The organism is Microbacterium sulfonylureivorans, assembly GCF_003999995.1.
Lineage (GTDB): Bacteria > Actinomycetota > Actinomycetes > Actinomycetales > Microbacteriaceae > Microbacterium > Microbacterium sulfonylureivorans.
The window spans coordinates 313502-330441 of sequence record NZ_RJAD01000001.1 but is presented as its reverse complement, the minus strand read 5'-3'; the positions used below and the strand labels follow the sequence as shown (position 1 = coordinate 330441).

The window sequence follows — 16940 nt, the reverse complement described above, 5'->3', positions numbered from 1 at the left end:
ACCCACCTTTGGCGGCCGACACGACTGTCAGAGCGCGCAGAGGGGCGCCGGATAGAATCGTTGCGCGGCGGGGCCTCTGCCCGCCGCTTCGCCGCGTCAGCGGCATCCCTCACACGAAAGCACCGCAACCGTATGGATCTCCTCGTCGTCGGCTCCGGCTTCTTCGGCCTCACGATCGCGGAACGCGCCGCGGCATCCGGCCGCAAGGTCACGGTGATCGATCGCCGTCACCACATCGGCGGCAACGCCTACAGCGAGGACGAGCCCACCACCGGCATCGAGGTGCACCGCTACGGGGCGCACCTGTTCCACACCTCCAACCCGGGCGTGTGGGAGTACGTCAACAGGTTCACCTCGTTCACGAGCTACGTGCACCGCGTCTACACGAACCACAAGGGCGTGGTGTTCCCGCTGCCGATCAACCTCGGCACGATCAACCAGTTCTTCCAGGCGGCGTACACCCCGGACGAGGCGAAGGCTCTCGTGCACGAGCTCGCCGGCGAGTTCGACGTGAAGGACGCCGCCAACCTCGAGGAGAAGGGCATCGCGCTGATCGGCCGCCCCCTGTACGAGGCGTTCATCCGCGACTACACCGCGAAGCAGTGGCAGACCGACCCGAAGGAGCTGCCGGCCGAGATCATCAGCCGCCTCCCGGTCCGCTACAACTACGACAACCGGTACTTCAACGACACGTGGGAAGGCCTTCCGACCGACGGCTACACGGCGTGGATCGAGCGGATGGCAGACCACCCGAACATCGAGGTCAGGCTCGACACCGACTTCTTCGACGAATCGCAGCCCTTCAGCAAGCAGGCGACCGTCGGACAGCTCCCGGTCGTGTACACCGGTCCGGTCGACCGCTACTTCGACTACGCCGAGGGCGCGCTGTCCTGGCGCACGCTCGACTTCGAGGAGGAGGTGCTCGAGGTCGGGGACTTCCAGGGCACCCCGGTGATGAACTACGCGGACGCGGATGTCCCGTACACGCGCATCCACGAGTTCAAGCACTTCCACCCCGAGCGCGCCGATCGCTATCCGACCGACAAGACGGTGGTGATGCGCGAGTTCTCGCGCTTCGCGACCCGCGAGGACGAGCCCTACTACCCGGTCAACACGCCCGAGGACCGCGCGGGCCTGCTCTCGTACCGGGAGCTCGCCCAGGGTGAGAAGGACGTCCTGTTCGGCGGGCGCCTCGGCACGTACCAGTACCTCGACATGCATATGGCCATCGGGTCGGCCCTGTCGATGTGGAACAACCAGCTGGCGTGAGCGCCGGCCATAGACTCGCACCGTGACCACCGCAGCTGTCGGCGCGCCCGGATCGCCGAGGCGGTATGCGCACTCCCTCTGGCTTCTCTCTTCGCGCGATCTGAAGGTGCGGTACTCGACCAGCGCGCTCGGGTACGTGTGGTCGGTGCTCGATCCGCTCGTCATGAGCGCGATCTACTGGTTCGTCTTCACCCAGATCTTCCAGCGCGGGGTCGGCGAAGACCCGTACATCGTCTTCCTGATCGTCGCTCTGCTCCCGTGGGTGTGGTTCAACTCGTCGGTGGGCGACTTCACCCGCGCATTCCGCAAGGACGCGCGACTCGTGCGCTCGACGGCGATCCCGAGATCGATCTGGATCAACCGGATCGTGCTGAGCAAGGGCATCGAGTTCCTGTGCTCGCTCCCGGTGCTCGTGCTCTTCGTCGTCATCGCCGCGTTCACCGAGACGCCGGTGCAGCTCAACTGGTGCCTCCTCCTCTTCCCGGTCGCGATGCTGCTCCAGGTGATGCTGCTCGTCGGCCTCGGGCTGCTCGTCGCCCCGTTGTGCGTGCTCTACACCGATCTGGAGCGCACGACGGCGCTCATCCTGCGGGCGCTCTTCTACGCATCGCCGATCATCTACGGCGTCAACGACCTGCCGGGAGCGTTCTCGCAGCTGGCGGCCCTCAATCCGCTCTCCGGCATCTTCACGCTGTACCGGGTCGGGTTCTTCCCCGACCAGTGGAACACCCTGTCGGTCGTGGTGGGTGCGCTGATGTGCGCCGGCTTCCTCGCTCTCGGGCTGTTCACCTTCAGCCGCCTCGAACGCCCCCTGCTGAAGGAGCTGTGATGACGACCACCGAACTCGCCATCCAGGTCACCGGACTCGGCGTCCGGTTCCGCCGCAATCGCCGCGGGCGCCGCAGCTTCAAAGACCTGTTCGCGGGTGCTTCGCGGCGCAGCAAGCCGAACGAGTTCTGGGCGCTCCGCGACGTCTCGTTCGACGTGAAGCCGGGCGAGTCGATCGGCGTCGTCGGTCGCAACGGCCAGGGCAAGTCCACCCTCCTCAAGCTCGTCGCGGGAGTCCTCCTCCCCGATGAGGGCGCCGTCGCGGTGCACGGGGGCGTCGCACCGCTCATCGAGATCACCGGCGGATTCGTCGGCGACCTCACCGTTCGCGAGAATGTGCGCCTGACGGCGGGGCTGCATGGGATGCCGCGCGCCGAAGTCGCGCGACGGTTCGACGGGATCATCGAGTTCGCCGAACTGCAGGACTCCGTCGACACGCCCTACAAGCACCTCTCCAACGGCATGAAGGTACGACTCGCCTTCGCGGTCGTGTCGCAGCTCGAAGAGCCGATCCTGCTCGTGGACGAGGTGCTCGCCGTCGGCGACAAGGCGTTCCGCGAGAAGTGCTACCGGCGCATCGACGAGCTCCTCGCCGACGGACGGACCCTGTTCTTCGTCAGCCACAACGACCGCGACCTGAGGCGCTTCTGCACGCGCGGGATCTACCTCGACAAGGGGCGCCTCGCGCTGGATGGACCGATCGCGGAAGTCCTCGATCGCTACGACGCCGACTACAACGAGGGCTGACCCTCGGCGGGCGCGGCCTCCAGGGGCGGCATGGGCCGCCACGCGGCATCCTTCGCGATCTTCCGTCCGTCGCGGATGCCGCGAAACAGGTTGCTCGTGCCGCGCACCTTTCGCTCGACGAAGACGAGCCGGATGAGCTCCTTGACGAACGTCAGGCCGCTGCCGAGCCAGAACCGCACCGGGCGGTACGCGCCGTTCGCCCGGAAGTAGTGCTTCATGTGGCCGCGGTTGCGCATGATGTAGTACCGGTAGGCGTCGCTCGAGGCGTTGAGGTGGCGGATGCCCATGTCCCACTGGCGGATCTCGCGGGTCCGGCGGAGCACGAACTCATCGACGATGACCGCGGTCGTGCGGCGCGAAGCCAGCCAGCCGTAGACCGAGTCGTCCCAGTAGATGAAGAACCGCGGGTCGGGGAGGCCGATCTGCGCGACGATGTCGCGGTGGATGAACATGCCCTCGAAGCATCCCGAGTTCATCTCGCGGTAGCCGGAGGCGTCGAAGCCGGCGGGCGCGAACGGGATCGGGATGCCGAAGGGGATCGAGAGGCGGTACTGCCAGTAGAACTCGCTGCCGTCATAGTCGTATCGCCGACCCTGGATGCTCTTGAAGCGCGGCGCCCAGGCGCCCATCTTGGCGAGGCCGTCGGGAATGACCTCGACGTCGTCGTCCATGAGCCAGATCCATTCGGAGCCGAGCTCGTACGCGACGCGCATGCCCTCGCTGAACCCGCCGGAGCCGCCGGTGTTCGTCTCCATGCGGCGGTAGACGAGCTCGGTGCCGAGACGATCGCGGAACGAGTCGACGACCGCGGTGGTGTCGTCGGTCGACGCATTGTCGACGATCACGACATGGCCGGGGCGGGGGTCCATCTCGACGATGCTCGACAGCAGCCGCGAAAGGAGGCCGGAGCGGTTGTACGTGACGATCGCGATCGTGGCGGTCGCCGGATCGAAGCCGCTCCCGGAATGCTGTTCGGTCACCGGTTCTCCTCGAACGTGCGCTGCCACGCCGGCAGGGAGGTGAGTTCGGGCGCCGCATCGCGGTACTGAGCGGAGAGCTTCGGCCACTCGCGGCGGAGCCGGCTGTGGAGGCGGACGCTCTCGATCATCATCTGGCGGAACTGCCGGCGATCGCGGGTGTAGATGTTCTTGCCCGACCCGTCGGCAGCGCTCACGAGGGCGCTGTCGTACACGGGAAGACGCCACCAGTGCGCGTCGCCCTTGCCGAACTCGACTTCGGGCTGCTCGATGTTCTCGGGCCGCGGGGCGTGGAACCAGTGCGACACCAGCGTCGACAGCGTGAACCAGCGAAGCCGGATCCCCGTCGGGTTGTCGAGCTTGTGGATCGACAGCCGCTTGAAGACGACGCGGCCACGACGGGAGCGGAGCGGAACGCCGGAGTCCTTGTGGACGACGGTCTCGGGGAACTGGGACGACAGCGCACGGGCCTCGGGCATCGCGGTGGCGAGGTTCTTCCGCATGTGCGAGGGCCCGGAGAGCACGTCACGGAGCGCACGGTGCCGCAGCGCCACGGGGTAGTACTGCATCATCATGAGGTGCTTCATGTCCATGCGCCGGCTGTGGCGCAGCAGCGTGCCGCCCCGCGATGCGGTGGAGTGGAGCAGGCCCGCGACGATCCTGTTGCGCGCGTGGAAGTAGGCCTGCCAGTCGATCGAGTCGTCCTTGCCGACCCATGACACGTGCCAGAGCGCGACCCCGGGCATCGAGACCGTGGGGAAGCCGGCTCCGCGCGCCCGCAGGCAGAACTCGGCGTCGTCCCACTTGATGAACGCCGGGAGCGGCAGTCCGACCTCGCGGATGGCCTCGATGGGGATGAGGCACATCCACCAGCCGTTGTAGTCCGCGTCGAGCCGCATGTGGAGCATGGGCGTCTGACGCAGGTTCGAGACGCTGAAGTCGTGCGGCAGCTTGTCCTGGTAGAGAGCGCGCCACATGAAGGGCTCCTCGTCGACGACCTCGGCCCACGCGTGGAGCTTCGGCCGGTCGAGGAGGTCGAACATGTGCGCTCCGACGATGGTCGGCACGGAGGAGTAGCGCGCGAAGACGATCGAGCGACGGACGGATTCGGGCTCGAGTCGGACGTCGTCGTCCATCAGCTGCACGAACTCGGTCTCGGGGCGCGCGAGGCTCTCCGTCATGACCCGGGCGAAGCCGCCCGAGCCGCCCAGGTTCGGCTGCGTGACGATCTGAAGCGTGTCGCCCAGGGCCTGTGAGACCGCGGGGAACTCGGGCTGTGCGTCGACGCGCCGGTCGCCCTGGTCGATGAGGAAGATCCGATCGACCAGCTCGAGGACGTCGTCGGACTCGGCGAGGTTCGTCAGGGTCCAGATGCAGTAGTCCGGCTTGTTGTACGTCGTGATGCCGATGGATGCCTTGCCCGTCCGTGCCGGCTCCTGCTCCGTCGTCCACTCGGCGCCCTCGAACAGCGCGCTCTTCTCGTCGGCGACGACATCGAACCAGATGAAGCCGCCGTCGCTGTACTGGTCGAGCACGAGATCGAAGACCGTCTCGGCGGCGCCGTCGACCTCGCTGGTCTCGATCCGCTGACGCACCCCGGAGCCGTTCGAACGATAGACGAGGATGGTCGCCGGACCCACGGTGCGAACCGTGAGCCTCACCTCGCGGACCGTCGTCCAGTGCTGCCAGTACGCGGCCGGGAACGCGTTGAAGTATGTGCCGAACGAGACGCGGCGTCCGGCCATGATCCGCGCCGAGTTGCGGCCGAGGATATTGCCGAGCTGCGCGCGGCTGGACACCCGGACCGGCTCGTCGCCGATGACGGACCATGTCTCGGGATCGACGTAGAGCGGCAGGAGATCGGGATCGCGATCGGTCGGGAATACGACGTTCTGGAGGATGTGGGTCACGTGAAGAGCTTCCGTAGGCAGGCGGGCGCTGGGGCGTCGGGCCGAGTGAGAAGCCTACCCTGCTCGATCCGCCCGTTCGCTGTGGGTCGGGCGCGGCCGGTCACCCCGCAGTCGTGTCGTGCGGCAGTCCGCCGGGCTCGCCCGCTGCGTCGATCCGCTCCCGCCAGGACCGCGACAGACCTGCGCGCACGGCGCAGAGGACGAGCATGAGCCAGCCGATCCCGACGAGCGCGAAGCTCTCGAACATCGAGTCGATGAGGATCGCCACCAGGATGAGCGGCGTCCAGGCATAGATCACGGATTTGCGCTCGCTGGCGGCGAGCCACGATCGGACGAGGGCGATCGCCGCGAGGGCGACGAACAGGATGAGGCCCACCCAGCCCAGCTGCAGCAGCACGTCGAAGTACGCGTTGAGCCCGGTCGCGTGCGATGCGTCGAGTATGTAGTTGATGTACCAGAACGGCTGCTCCCGCGGGCTCCACGCCCCGAACCAGCCCCAGCCCTCCACCGGATGCGACCGGACGAGGTCGACCATGAGGTTCCACAGGTTCACGCGCATCGAGAAGTCGGTCCCTGCGCCCAGCCAGGCGATGATCGGGTGCCGTGCGAAGTAGCCCACGAACACCCCGACGACCACGACGGCGCCGAGGGCGAGCTGAAGGGCGGCCCTGTGCTCGGGCCGGGTGTGGCGCACCCAGGCGAGCGCACCGACGACGAGGCCCACGCCGACCGCGAGGACCAGGACCGTGGGGGAGTCGCTCAGCGCGGCGAGGCCGCCGGCGAGCACCACCGAGGCGATGGACATCCCGGGGCGCACCGACTGCGTCCGGTATTCGATCAGGAACGTGATGAGCGCCAGCACGGCGACGAAGCCGAGCATGTTGCGCGTGCCGAAGATGCCTTGCACCGGGCCGAGCTCCGCCAGGTTCCCCTGCACGCCGAGGAACGGGAAGGGGATGTCGAGCAGCACGCCCGACAGCACCTCGACGGCGAGCGAGACGGCCAGCAGGCCCCGCAGCACGTCACCGAGGGCTCGGGCGGTCTGCAGCGTGTCGCGCACGTGCCCGATGACGACCGCGAGGAAGGCGAGCGCTGCGGTGGTCACCCAGCTCCAGAAGGAGGTCGCGGTGTCCGAGCTCCAGAAGACGCTCAGCAGCGCCCATCCGAGGAAGACGACCAGGGTGGTGGGCACCAGCCTGACGAGGGAGATCTCCTGCCGGCGGGCGACGAGCACGCCGATGCCGATGACGCTCAGCCCGGCGATGATGGAGATGTAGGTGACGCGGCCGGCCAGACGCTCGATCGCGAACGAGGCGAAGACGGCGCCGAGCACGGCGATCGTGTAGGCGCGGGCGAAAGACGCCGAGGCCAGCAGCGCGCTGAGCCAGCCGGAGTGCACGGGGGGCGCCGTCACGTGGCCTGCTTCGCGGGCTCGCCTCGCTCGATCGCCGCGCTCTGCTCCGCCGGGCCGACCCCGACGTGGGGCGACTGCTTGATCTTGGCGCCGAGCATCACGACGAACATCCATCCCCACAGCAGGAGCGGAGAGGACTCTGCGAGCCCCTGCACCAGCACGATCGCTCCGATGAGGGTGGGCAGGAGCGTGATGGCCGAGTACGGACGGTCGTCGCGGAGGTCCCACCGCGGCCGGTCGACGGCGAAGAACCACGAGCGCCACACGAATGCGAGGTACATGATGCCGAGCAGCACGACGCCGATCCAGCCGAGCTGCATCCGGATGTCGACCCACATGTTGTGCGCCTGGAGGACCGTCTGACCGTGGTCGGTGATCCAGCCGTCGAAGGCGGGATCCCACGGCGCCCAGGGAGTCGCGTATCCCCACCCGGCCCAGGGTCGCTCGGCGGCGCGGGCGAGCACGTCCTCCCAGATCGCCTCGCGCCCCGTCAGATCGGAGTTGCGGCCGAGCGCCGTGAAGATCGTGTCGCGCAGCAGGTACAGCGTCGTGAGGCCGCCGATGCCGACGACGGCGTACCCGACGTAGTACCACGTGCGCTCGCCGGGCTTGCGGGTGCGACGCATCAGCAGCACGGTGACCAGCACGATCACCACGCCGGCCGCCGCGACGTAGGCCGTCGCCGACGAGGCGCGGTAGAAGAGGTAGGCCGACAGCGCGATCCACGCCCACAGCAGCCCGCGCCGGGGCGCGCCGGATGCGATCCGGATCGCGAACACGATGACGGCGAGCAATGCCACCGGGCCAAGCAGGTTGGCGTTGCCCATGATGCCCTGGATGCGCTCGCCCCAATCGAAGAGGTTGTTGCGCGACCAGTACTCGATCGGATCGTCCGCCTTGTCGACGACGAAGCCGGGGAGGATCGGCGCCTGCACGAAGACCGACACCCACAGCTCGAACAGGAGTGAGAGCGCGATGACCCACTTCAGGGCGGATGCCACGGCCCGCACGAGTTCGCGCCAGGTGAGCACGCTCCCGACGAACAGCGCCTGGATCGTCGTGATCCACAGGAGCAGGAGCGTGAGCGCGGTCGTCTGAGGCCATGCCGACCACAGCAGCGAGAGCGTCGCCCACGAAACGAAGGCCACCACGAACCACGGCAGCCGCCGCCACTGCACCGGCGGACGGATCAGGAACCAGAGGACCACCGAGAAGACTCCGCCGGCGATCGTGATCACGGCCGTCGTCAGCTCGCCGAAAGCGTGGATCCACGCCGTGCCCGAGAGGGCCATGAACAGGGCGAAGATGCACCACCCGCGCAGCATGAGGTGGCCCGTCTTCTCACGGACCGGGGCGGCGGGCGGTGCCGACGCGGGATGCTTCGAGTGGACGGCCATCGCTTGACAGGGTACCCCCGACATCCTGCGCGCCCGCTGCGCCGCGAGGGCGCCGAATGCGGCGCGTCTACGCTGGTCTCCATGCTCGTGCCGCTGACCAACGACCCGCGCGACTACGCGTGGGGATCGACCACTCTCCTCGCCGAGCTCGAGGGTCGCGAGCCCTCGGGACGGCCCGAGTCGGAGGTGTGGTTCGGCGACCACCCCGCCGACCCGGCCGAGACGCCGGACGGGCGCACGCTCGACGCGTGGCTCGCGGCGGAGGGCGAGGTGACCGGTGCCCCCGCCCACCTGCCGTATCTGCTGAAGCTCCTGGCCGCGGCATCCCCATTGTCCATCCAGGCGCACCCGTCGAAGCAGCAGGCGGAAGCGGGATTCGCGCGCGAGGAGGCCGCGGCCATCGCCCGCGACGCGGCCGACCGCACCTACCGCGACGCGAACCACAAACCCGAGCTCATCGTCGCGCTGAGCGAGGAGTTCCGGGCGCTCGCCGGGTTGCGCGACCTCGACTCCTCGCGGCGCCTCGTCCGGGGCCTCGGGGCAGCGGCCCGCCCGCTCGCCGAGCGTCTGGAGGGTGCGGATGCCTCGCTCGCCGCGGTGATCGGATGGGTGCTGTCCGAGGAGGCCGTCGATGACGTCCGCGAGATCATCGGCGCGGCGGCGGCGGGCGGCTCCGACGAGTTCGCGGCCGAGCTCCACCTCGTCCGCGCCATGGACGAGCAGTTCCCGGGCGATCCGGGCATCGTCGTCGCGCTGCTCATGAACCTGGTCACGCTTCGCGCCGGCGAAGGGCTGTTCGTCCCGGCGGGGGTCCTGCACGCGTATCTGAGCGGGCTCGGCGTCGAGCTGATGGCGGCCAGCGACAACGTGCTGCGCGGCGGACTCACGCCCAAGCACATCGACGTCGCGGAGCTGCTCACGGTGCTCGACGCGACGCCCGGCGCGCAGCCGATCGTGCGCGGTCGCGAGGTCGGCCCCGGCGTCGTCCGGTTCGACGTCCCGGTGGCGGACTTCGCGCTCGAGCGCGTGCGGGTGGAAGCCGGACGCGAGGCGACGCTCGCCGTCGGTGGTGCGTCGATCGTGCTCGCCACGGCGGGCGCGGTGACGGTGACGGGCGCATCGAGCGGCACCGCGGTGTCGCTCGCCCCCGGCGCGGCGGTGTTCGTCACACCCGACGAGACGTCGCTGCGGGTCGTGGGGGAGGGCGAGCTGTTCATCGCTGCGCCCGGCACGGATGCCGCCCCCGAGCCCTCGGATGACTCGGTTCTCATCTGACCGTTATCACAGAGCGACACGCCGTCGGCGCGTCGCGAAGGTTCAAGACCGAGTTGAGGCTTTAGTATCCGCGACTTGACCTCGGCGAACTACACGGGTGTAATTACTCATACACGCACTACCGCGTGGAGGGGGATCCCCGGGGGGAGAACGAGATGACGGCTTCGCAATACCGTTCTGGCGTTCCCGACAATTGGTTCGTCGATCCGGTCCAGCTCGGAGTTCCGGGCGTACGCCGGCAGGTCGAGGGCGAGGAGGACAATCCTCTCTCCTGGCAGACCGACGCGCTGTGCTCGCAGACCGATCCGGAGGCGTTCTTCCCGGAGAAGGGCGGCTCGACCCGTGACGCCAAGCGCGTCTGCGGCTCGTGCGACGTCCGCGGCGAATGTCTCGAATACGCGCTGCAGAACGACGAGCGCTTCGGGATCTGGGGCGGCCTGAGCGAGCGGGAGCGCCGCAAGCTCAAGCGTCGCGCCGGCTGATCGCCGACACTGCGGAGGCATCCGCCGATCTCGCGCGACCGGCGCGTACGGCGGCGAGTCGCGCGGACGCCCGCCTAGGCTGACCACGTCATGCCCGCTCGAGTCCACGCCATCCTCGTCGTGCGCCCCGATGGCCGCACGCCCGCCGCGCACCATCTGCGGAGGACGCTCGCGGCCGTTGCGGAGCAGACGCGTCCGGTGGACGTGCTGACCATCGTCCTCTGCGGCGGCGACGACGTCCTCGCCGACGTCGCGCGTTCGGCTCCCGCCGAATCGGTCGTGACCGCTCCGGCGTCGACCGGGTACGCGGCGGCGATCGCGCTCGTCACCCCGCGCCTCGACGGCGACGCACTGTGGCTGCTCGCCCAGGACACGGCTCCCGAGCGCGAGGCGCTGGCCCGCCTGGCAGGCGCGCTCGAGCTCGCGCCGTCCGTGGCGTGCATCGGACCCAAGGTCGTCCGCTGGGACGATCGCTCCGAGATCGTGTCACTCGGCACCGGGATGACGCGGCTCGGCCGGACCGTCGGGCTCGCCGACGGCGAGCTCGATCAGGGCCAGCACGACGGACGTGACGACGTGCTGGGCGCCGACGTGCGAGGGCTGCTGGTCCGCGCCGACGCGTGGCGCGAGCTCGGCGGCCTCGACCCCGCGCTCCTCGGCGCCGACGAAGGGCTCGATCTGGGCGTGCGAGCGCACCTCGCCGGCGCTCGCGTGTCGCTCGCGCCCTCGGCGATCGTCGCCGCGGCCGGCGACGGCGTCGCGGGGCTGCCCACCCCGCTGACCGGGCAGCGTCGCCGGCGCGCGACGTTCGCCTCGCGCGTGGCGCAGCTGCACCGGCGACTGGTCTACGCCCATGTCCTGGCCGTCCCGCTCCTGTGGCTCGCGATCCTCCCGCTCGCGCTGTGGCGCACGGTGGTCGACCTGGTCCGCAAGGAGCCCGGCAGCATCCTCCCGGAGTGGGGCGCCGCGGTGACGGCCATGGTGCGGCCGGTCGCGATCGCCCGGTCGCGCCGCAGACTGTCCTCGTCCAAGCGTTCGTCATGGGCCCAGCTCGCCCCGCTTCGCACCACCGGCACCGAGCTGCGGCAGCGGTTCGGGGACGACGGTGACGAACCTCCGGCGGCCGGGCACCGCCGCGGTGAGCTGCGGTTCCTCGCCGGCGGTGGCGCGTGGCTCGTGCTCGGGGCGCTCGTCGTGTCCGTCGCGGCCTTCCCGGCCCTCCTGGCGTGGCCTGTGCTCGGCGGAGGCGCGCTGCAGCCGCTGCGGAACACGGTGGCGCAGCTGCGGGCCGATGCAGCTTTCGGCCAGCGGGCACTCGGGCTCGACACGATCGGACCGGCCGACCCGTTCGCCGCCGTCATCGGGATCCTCGGGTCTCTCTCGCCGGGGGAGCCGTCGCGCGCGATCGTCGTGCTGTGGATCCTCGCGCTCCCGCTCGCCGCCCTCGGCGGATGGTTCGCGGCGACGCGCGTGACCGATCGCTCGATGCTGCGACTGACCGGCGGTGTGCTGTGGGCGCTGTCCCCGACTCTGCTGGCCGCGCTGACCCAGGGCCGGCCGTCCGCCGTGCTCGCGCATCTCCTCCTGCCGTGGCTCTTCGTCGCCGGCTCCGTCGCTCACCGCTCGTGGGCGGGGGCGGGCGCGACATCCCTGCTCCTCGCGGCGGTGATCGCGGTGGCGCCGTCACTCGCTCCGGCGCTCGCCGTGGTGTGGGCGGCGTCGATCGCCCTCGCCGTCGTCCTGCGGGCGGGGCGCGGCGTCGCCCGTCTGATCTGGACCATCATCCCGACCCTCGTCGTGGCGACCCCGCTGGTGTGGAGCGCGATCCGCCGCGGCGAGGTCTGGGGCCTCCTGTCCGACCCGGGCATGCCCTGGGCGGGACCGCAGGTCGCCGCCGACCCTGTCGGGCGCGCGCTCCTCGCCGCCGGGATCCCCACCCCCGACGTCGCCGGCTGGGCGACGCTCATCCCCGGCGCACCGACGTGGTGGGTTCCGCTTCTCGTCGCCCCGCTGGCGCTGCTGGCGCTGGCGGCTCCGCTCACGCAGCGCTGGGCGGCGGGCATCGTGCTGCTCGCCCTCGCCGCGCTCGGGCTCGCGACGGCGTTCGCGGCGGTCGGGCTCTCGGTCTCGTTCGAACAGTCGCTCCCTGTTCCGATCTGGCCGGGCTGCGGGCTGAGCCTCGCCTGGCTCGGCATGCTGGGCGGCGCGATCGTGACGCTCGACGCAGGGCTCGCGCCGAAGCTCTCACTCGTTCGCGGGCTGACGGCCGCCGCCGTGGTCGCGGCGATCGCAGTCCTCGCCGTGCCGGCGCTCACCGCGATGGCGCGGGGGACCGCGTCGCTTGCCAACGGGCCCGAGAGCACGCTCCCGGCCTACGTCGCGGCGGAGGGCCGCGACGATCCGGATGTCGGGACGATCGTGCTCACACCGCAGAACGCCGGCGGGGTGTCGGCACGCGTGGTGTGGGGCGGCAGCGAGACCCTCGGCGGGCAGACCACGCTCCTCTCGACGCGCACCGAGCCGTCGCCGGAGGACGCGGCGATCGCCGACATCGCCGCGGACCTCGTGACCTCGTCGGCCGAGAACGTCGTGTCGGACCTCGCCGGGCATGGGGTCGGCTTCGTGCTGCTGGCTCCCGCGCTTTCCCCGGAGTCGGATGCCGCGCGCGCGATGCGGCTGTCCGCGACGACGTCCCTCGACCAGCGCGACACGCTCGACGCCGTGGGTGAGACCGAGAAGGGCACCCTCTGGCGGGTGACGACCGAGGTCGCCGCCCGACCGGGCGTCCCGGCGTCTGTGCCTGCGACCGCCGGCCTCATCGCGGCCGCGCAGTTCGCGGTCCTCGCCGCAGCGCTGCTCCTCGCGGTGCCGACGGCGGCGTCACGGCGCGAGGCGCGGCGCACGCCGCGGGTCGTGGGACCGCATTGGCAGGAGGGGCGATGAGCGACCGACGCGTATTCCGATGGGCGACGACGAGCGCCCGGCTGCTCGCGGGCACGATCGTGTCGGCGGTCGCCGTGATCGCCGTCGTGACGGCGGTGTCGGTGCCCTGGCCCACGCTGACCCGCACTCCCGTGAGCATCGCAGCCGTGCCCGCCCCCGCCACGTCGGTTGCCGCCTGCGCCGGGGGAGTCCTGTCGATCGGGCGCGACGTCGCCGACGTCGAGTCGATCTCGGTCGCCGTGGCGCAGCGCGTCATCAGCGGAGTGAGCGAAGGAGCGCAGCCCGCGCAGGAGACGACGCTCGAGGTCCCGGGGCTCGCTCCCGACGAAGGCCCTGCGGTGTTCGCGTCTCCGCCCGAAGGACGTCAGCGGGTGGACGTCGCGGCGACGGGCGCGGCGACCGTGACCGCCGACGATCTCGCCGGGTTCGCCGCCTCGGCGTGCCGACCGCCCTTGCTCGAGTCGTGGCTCGTCGGCGGGTCGGCGGAGACCGGGGCCGCCGATCTGGTGCTGCTGTCGAACCCCGGCGTCGTCCCGGCCACCGTTCAGCTGACGGTCTTCGGCGCCGAGGGTGCCCAGACACCGCCGGGCGGCACCGACCTCGTCGTCGCGGCGGGCACCCAGCTCGTCGTGCCGCTCGCCGGGCTCGTCATCGGCGAGGCGAGCCCGGTCGTCCGGGTCTCGGCCGTCGGGGCCCCGGTGAGCGCGTGGCTGCAGGCGAGCATCACGCGAACGCTGACGCCGGGCGGCGTCGAACAGGTCGGCGCCATTCCCGAGCCAGCGGCGGCGCAGACGATCACGGGCGTCGCGGTGACGCGAACCCCGGGCACCGAGGGTGCGTCGGATGCCGCCACCGTACTGCGCGTGCTCGCGCCGTCCTCCGACGCCACCGCGACCATCACCGTCACTCCGATCGGACGGGATGAGCCTGCGATCGACCCCGAGGTCGTCCCTCTGGTCGGGGGACGACCGGTCGAGGTCGATCTCGGTGGGTTGCCGGTCGGCTCGTACTCCGTGGAGGTCGACGCCGATTCCCCCGTCGTCGCAGCCGTGTGGCAGACCACCGGATTCGAGGAGGGCGACGACTTCGCCTGGTACACCCCGTCGCCGCTCGTGTCGGTGCCGAGCCTGTTCGCGGTTCCGTCGGGCCCGCCGCCGGCGCTCACCCTCGTGAACCCGGCCGATGAGCCGGCTGAGGTCGCGGTCACCTCCGAGGACGGCTCGTACCGACTGGAACTCGCCGTGCCCGCGAACGGCAGCCTGACCGCGCGACTGTCTGCGCGAACCGTCTATCTGCTCGATCCCGGCGAGAGCGAGATCCGCGCGAGTCTCTCACTCACGGCGGGAGGATCGCTCGCCGGCATCCCGGTGTGGCCCGCGGATGCGGCGTCGCCCGAGATCGTCGTCTATCCGTAGCGGCGTCGCGCGAGTCAGAAGAAGCGGAAGCGCTCGGGACCGAGATCCCACGGATCCCGGTCGAGATACTCCGCGGCGGCGCGGAAGACGCAGCTCTCGATCATCATGCGTCGGTGCAGATCGTCGTCGCGGTGGAGGTGGCTGAGCCGCTCGATCGGCAGACGGTAGACGATGATGCGCCGCGCTTCGGTGAGCACCGTCCACCGGGGGATGCCGTCCTCGTCGGGAGCCTGGGGCATGTCCGCGATCTCGAAGCTCACGTCGCGCAGCTCGGGCCATGCCGAGCGGAGGAACTCGGCGGCGGTGCCCACGGCGAGGTCGAAGCGGTCGACGCGCGTGTCGAGCGGTGGCAGCGGGGGCCGGACGACCGGGCTGCGTCCTTCGCGCCCGTGCCGACCATGCCGGGACAGACGCCGCGACGCGGCTTCCGTGCTCCGGGTCCGCCGCCACGCCATGCGACCATCCTAGGCGCGTCACGGTGTCGAGCGGTGCGGATCGGGATGCTCAGGGCGCGGCATCCCGGAGCGCCGGCGACCGGCCGATAGTGTCATGCCGATGCGCGAGAGACTCTGCTCCAAGGTGGCGTGCGCCCGCGAGGCGATCACGACGCTCACGTACGACTACGGCGACCAGATGGCCGCCCTCGGTCCGCTGGGCGGCGGGGGTGATCCGCATGCGCACGACCTCTGCGCGATCCACACCGATCGCCTCTCGGTGCCCAAGGGGTGGGTCGTCGTGCGGCACGAGACGCTGCGAGTCTGACACCGACACCGCGCCCGCGCCGGGTGCGAGAATGGGCGAATGCCTACCGAATCGCCCGTAGCCGCTGCCGTCCGATCGCTCGAGTTCGAGGTCGCCGACCTCTCGCTCGCCGAGGCCGGCAGGCACCAGCTGCGACTCGCCGAGAACGAGATGCCGGGACTCATGTCTCTGCGCGAGGAGTTCGGCCCCGCGCAGCCGCTCGCCGGTGCCCGCATCGCCGGCTCGCTGCACATGACCGTGCAGACCGCCGTGCTGATCGAGACGCTCGTCGCCCTCGGGGCGCAGGTGCGCTGGGCGAGCTGCAACATCTTCTCCACGCAGGACGAGGCCGCGGCAGCCGTCGTGGTGGGTCCCACGGGCAGCGTCGAGGCGCCCGCCGGGGTGCCGGTGTTCGCGTGGAAGGGGGAGACGCTCGAGGAGTACTGGCGCCTCGCCGACCGCATCTTCGACTGGTCGGCGGAGGGCTTCGAGGGCCCGAACCTGATCCTCGACGACGGGGGCGACGCCACGCTCCTCGTGCACAGGGGCGTCGAGTTCGAGAAGGCGGGGGCGGTTCCGGATGCCGCCGCCGACGACTCCGAGGAGTACCGTATCGTCCTCGCCACGCTGCGCGAGAGCCTGTCACGCGACCCGCGGCGCTTCACCCGCATGGCCGAGGGCCTCATCGGCGTCACGGAGGAGACGACGACCGGAGTCCACCGTCTCTACGAGCTGGCGGCCGCGGGGCGGCTGCTGTTCCCCGCGATCAATGTCAACGACTCGGTGACGAAGTCCAAGTTCGACAACACCTACGGCATCCGCCACTCGCTCCCCGACGGCCTCAACCGCGCGACCGATGTGCTCATCGGGGGCAAGGTCGCGTTCGTCGCCGGCTACGGCGACGTGGGCAAGGGGTCCGCCGAGGCGCTGCGCGGACAGGGCGCCCGCGTCATTGTGGGCGAGGTCGATCCGATCTGCGCCCTGCAGGCCGCGATGGACGGGTTCCAGGTCGCGCGTCTCGAGTCGGTCATCGGCGACGTCGACATCGTCGTCACGGGAACGGGCAACACGCGCGTGGTGAGCGCCGAGCACCTCCTCGGCCTCAAGCACCTCGCGATCGTGGCGAACGTCGGGCACTTCGACGACGAGATCGACATGGCGGGGCTCGCGGCGATCCCCGACGCTGAGCGCATCGAGATCAAGCCTCAGGTGCACGAGTGGCGCCTTCCGACCGGCCGCAGCGTGCTGGTGCTGAGCGAGGGGCGGCTGATGAACCTCGGCAATGCGACGGGGCATCCCTCGTTCGTGATGAGCGCATCGTTCACGAACCAGGTCCTCGCGCAGCTCGAGCTCTACACGCGTCCCGGCGAGTATCCGACCGGCGTCTACACGCTCCCGAAGACCCTCGACGAGAAGGTCGCGCGGCTCCACCTCGACGCGCTCGGTGTCGAGCTGACGACGCTCACGCCCGAGCAGGCCGCGTACATCGGCGTCCCGGTCGACGGTCCGTACAAGCTGGACCACTACCGCTACTGAGGCTCG

At 70.4% G+C, this 16940-nt stretch carries 14 protein-coding genes; 9 read left to right on the top strand and 5 right to left on the bottom strand.

What is annotated here, in order from left to right:
* Positions 1 to 132 precede the first annotated feature (132 nt).
* The 3 genes from glf to EER34_RS01510 are packed head-to-tail and all read left to right on the top strand — an operon-like array spanning position 133 to position 2844.
* Complete coding sequence (glf, locus tag EER34_RS01520; protein ID WP_127472816.1) at positions 133 to 1269, top strand: UDP-galactopyranose mutase; 1137 nt, start codon at positions 133 to 135, stop codon at positions 1267 to 1269.
* A 22-nt stretch (positions 1270 to 1291) separates the two neighbouring features.
* The gene (locus EER34_RS01515) at positions 1292 to 2098 is read left to right on the top strand and encodes an ABC transporter permease (protein ID WP_127472815.1); all 807 of its coding nucleotides are present in this window, start codon (positions 1292 to 1294) and stop codon (positions 2096 to 2098) included.
* Positions 2098 to 2844, top strand: a complete 747-nt coding sequence (locus EER34_RS01510; protein WP_127472814.1) for an ABC transporter ATP-binding protein — start codon at positions 2098 to 2100, stop codon at positions 2842 to 2844. Before EER34_RS01515 ends, EER34_RS01510 begins: the two co-directional genes overlap by 1 nt.
* Here EER34_RS01510 and EER34_RS01505 read toward each other — a convergent pair.
* The 4 genes from EER34_RS01505 to EER34_RS01490 form a co-directional block, all read right to left on the bottom strand.
* Complete coding sequence (locus tag EER34_RS01505; RefSeq protein ID WP_127472813.1) at positions 2829 to 3824, bottom strand: glycosyltransferase; 996 nt, start codon at positions 3822 to 3824, stop codon at positions 2829 to 2831. The two genes, EER34_RS01510 and EER34_RS01505, sit on opposite strands and share 16 nt — an antisense overlap.
* Positions 3821 to 5731, bottom strand: coding sequence for a glycosyltransferase (locus EER34_RS01500; RefSeq protein WP_127472812.1), 1911 nt, complete (start codon positions 5729 to 5731; stop codon positions 3821 to 3823). The genes EER34_RS01505 and EER34_RS01500 overlap by 4 nt, the downstream gene beginning before the upstream one ends.
* Positions 5732 to 5831: 100 nt before the next feature.
* On the bottom strand, positions 5832 to 7145 hold the full coding sequence (locus tag EER34_RS01495; RefSeq protein ID WP_240642065.1) for an O-antigen ligase family protein: 1314 nt from the start codon (positions 7143 to 7145) through the stop codon (positions 5832 to 5834).
* On the bottom strand, positions 7142 to 8542 hold the full coding sequence (locus EER34_RS01490; protein ID WP_127472810.1) for an O-antigen ligase family protein: 1401 nt from the start codon (positions 8540 to 8542) through the stop codon (positions 7142 to 7144). The genes EER34_RS01495 and EER34_RS01490 overlap by 4 nt, the downstream gene beginning before the upstream one ends.
* An 81-nt stretch (positions 8543 to 8623) precedes the next feature.
* Here EER34_RS01490 and manA point away from each other — a divergent pair, with 81 nt between their 5' ends.
* The 4 genes from manA to EER34_RS01470 all read left to right on the top strand — a co-directional run bounded on the left by manA (position 8624) and on the right by EER34_RS01470 (position 14657).
* Positions 8624 to 9817 (top strand): mannose-6-phosphate isomerase, class I, encoded by a 1194-nt coding sequence (gene manA / locus EER34_RS01485; protein ID WP_127472809.1) that lies wholly within the window; start codon positions 8624 to 8626, stop codon positions 9815 to 9817.
* A 155-nt stretch (positions 9818 to 9972) separates the two neighbouring features.
* The gene (locus EER34_RS17820) at positions 9973 to 10299 is read left to right on the top strand and encodes a WhiB family transcriptional regulator (protein WP_127472808.1); all 327 of its coding nucleotides are present in this window, start codon (positions 9973 to 9975) and stop codon (positions 10297 to 10299) included.
* Between the two features lie 90 nt (positions 10300 to 10389).
* Positions 10390 to 13242 (top strand): glycosyltransferase, encoded by a 2853-nt coding sequence (locus EER34_RS01475; protein WP_127472807.1) that lies wholly within the window; start codon positions 10390 to 10392, stop codon positions 13240 to 13242.
* Entirely contained in the window at positions 13239 to 14657 is a 1419-nt protein-coding gene (locus tag EER34_RS01470; protein WP_127472806.1) for a DUF5719 family protein, read from the top strand. The genes EER34_RS01475 and EER34_RS01470 overlap by 4 nt, the downstream gene beginning before the upstream one ends.
* Before the next feature lie 14 nt (positions 14658 to 14671).
* Here EER34_RS01470 and EER34_RS01465 read toward each other — a convergent pair whose 3' ends face one another.
* Positions 14672 to 15112, bottom strand: a complete 441-nt coding sequence (locus EER34_RS01465) for a metallopeptidase family protein (protein ID WP_205791311.1) — start codon at positions 15110 to 15112, stop codon at positions 14672 to 14674.
* Between the two features lie 100 nt (positions 15113 to 15212).
* Between EER34_RS01465 and EER34_RS01460 the strand changes: the two genes are divergently transcribed.
* Positions 15213 to 15419 (top strand): DUF3499 family protein, encoded by a 207-nt coding sequence (locus EER34_RS01460; RefSeq protein ID WP_127472805.1) that lies wholly within the window; start codon positions 15213 to 15215, stop codon positions 15417 to 15419.
* Between the two features lie 39 nt (positions 15420 to 15458).
* The gene (gene ahcY / locus EER34_RS01455; protein WP_127472804.1) at positions 15459 to 16934 is read left to right on the top strand and encodes an adenosylhomocysteinase; all 1476 of its coding nucleotides are present in this window, start codon (positions 15459 to 15461) and stop codon (positions 16932 to 16934) included.
* Positions 16935 to 16940: the final 6 nt, after the last annotated feature.

Coding starts and splice junctions, on each gene's coding strand:
- EER34_RS17820 (WP_127472808.1), top strand. CDS start 9,973: ATGACGGCTTCGCAATACCGTTCTGGCGTTCCCGACAATTGGTTCGTC.
- EER34_RS01465 (WP_205791311.1), bottom strand. CDS start 15,112: ATGGCGTGGCGGCGGACCCGGAGCACGGAAGCCGCGTCGCGGCGTCTG.
- EER34_RS01510 (WP_127472814.1), top strand. CDS start 2,098: ATGACGACCACCGAACTCGCCATCCAGGTCACCGGACTCGGCGTCCGG.
- EER34_RS01470 (WP_127472806.1), top strand. CDS start 13,239: ATGAGCGACCGACGCGTATTCCGATGGGCGACGACGAGCGCCCGGCTG.
- EER34_RS01460 (WP_127472805.1), top strand. CDS start 15,213: ATGCGCGAGAGACTCTGCTCCAAGGTGGCGTGCGCCCGCGAGGCGATC.
- EER34_RS01475 (WP_127472807.1), top strand. CDS start 10,390: ATGCCCGCTCGAGTCCACGCCATCCTCGTCGTGCGCCCCGATGGCCGC.
- manA (WP_127472809.1), top strand. CDS start 8,624: ATGCTCGTGCCGCTGACCAACGACCCGCGCGACTACGCGTGGGGATCG.
- glf (WP_127472816.1), top strand. CDS start 133: ATGGATCTCCTCGTCGTCGGCTCCGGCTTCTTCGGCCTCACGATCGCG.
- EER34_RS01490 (WP_127472810.1), bottom strand. CDS start 8,542: ATGGCCGTCCACTCGAAGCATCCCGCGTCGGCACCGCCCGCCGCCCCG.
- ahcY (WP_127472804.1), top strand. CDS start 15,459: ATGCCTACCGAATCGCCCGTAGCCGCTGCCGTCCGATCGCTCGAGTTC.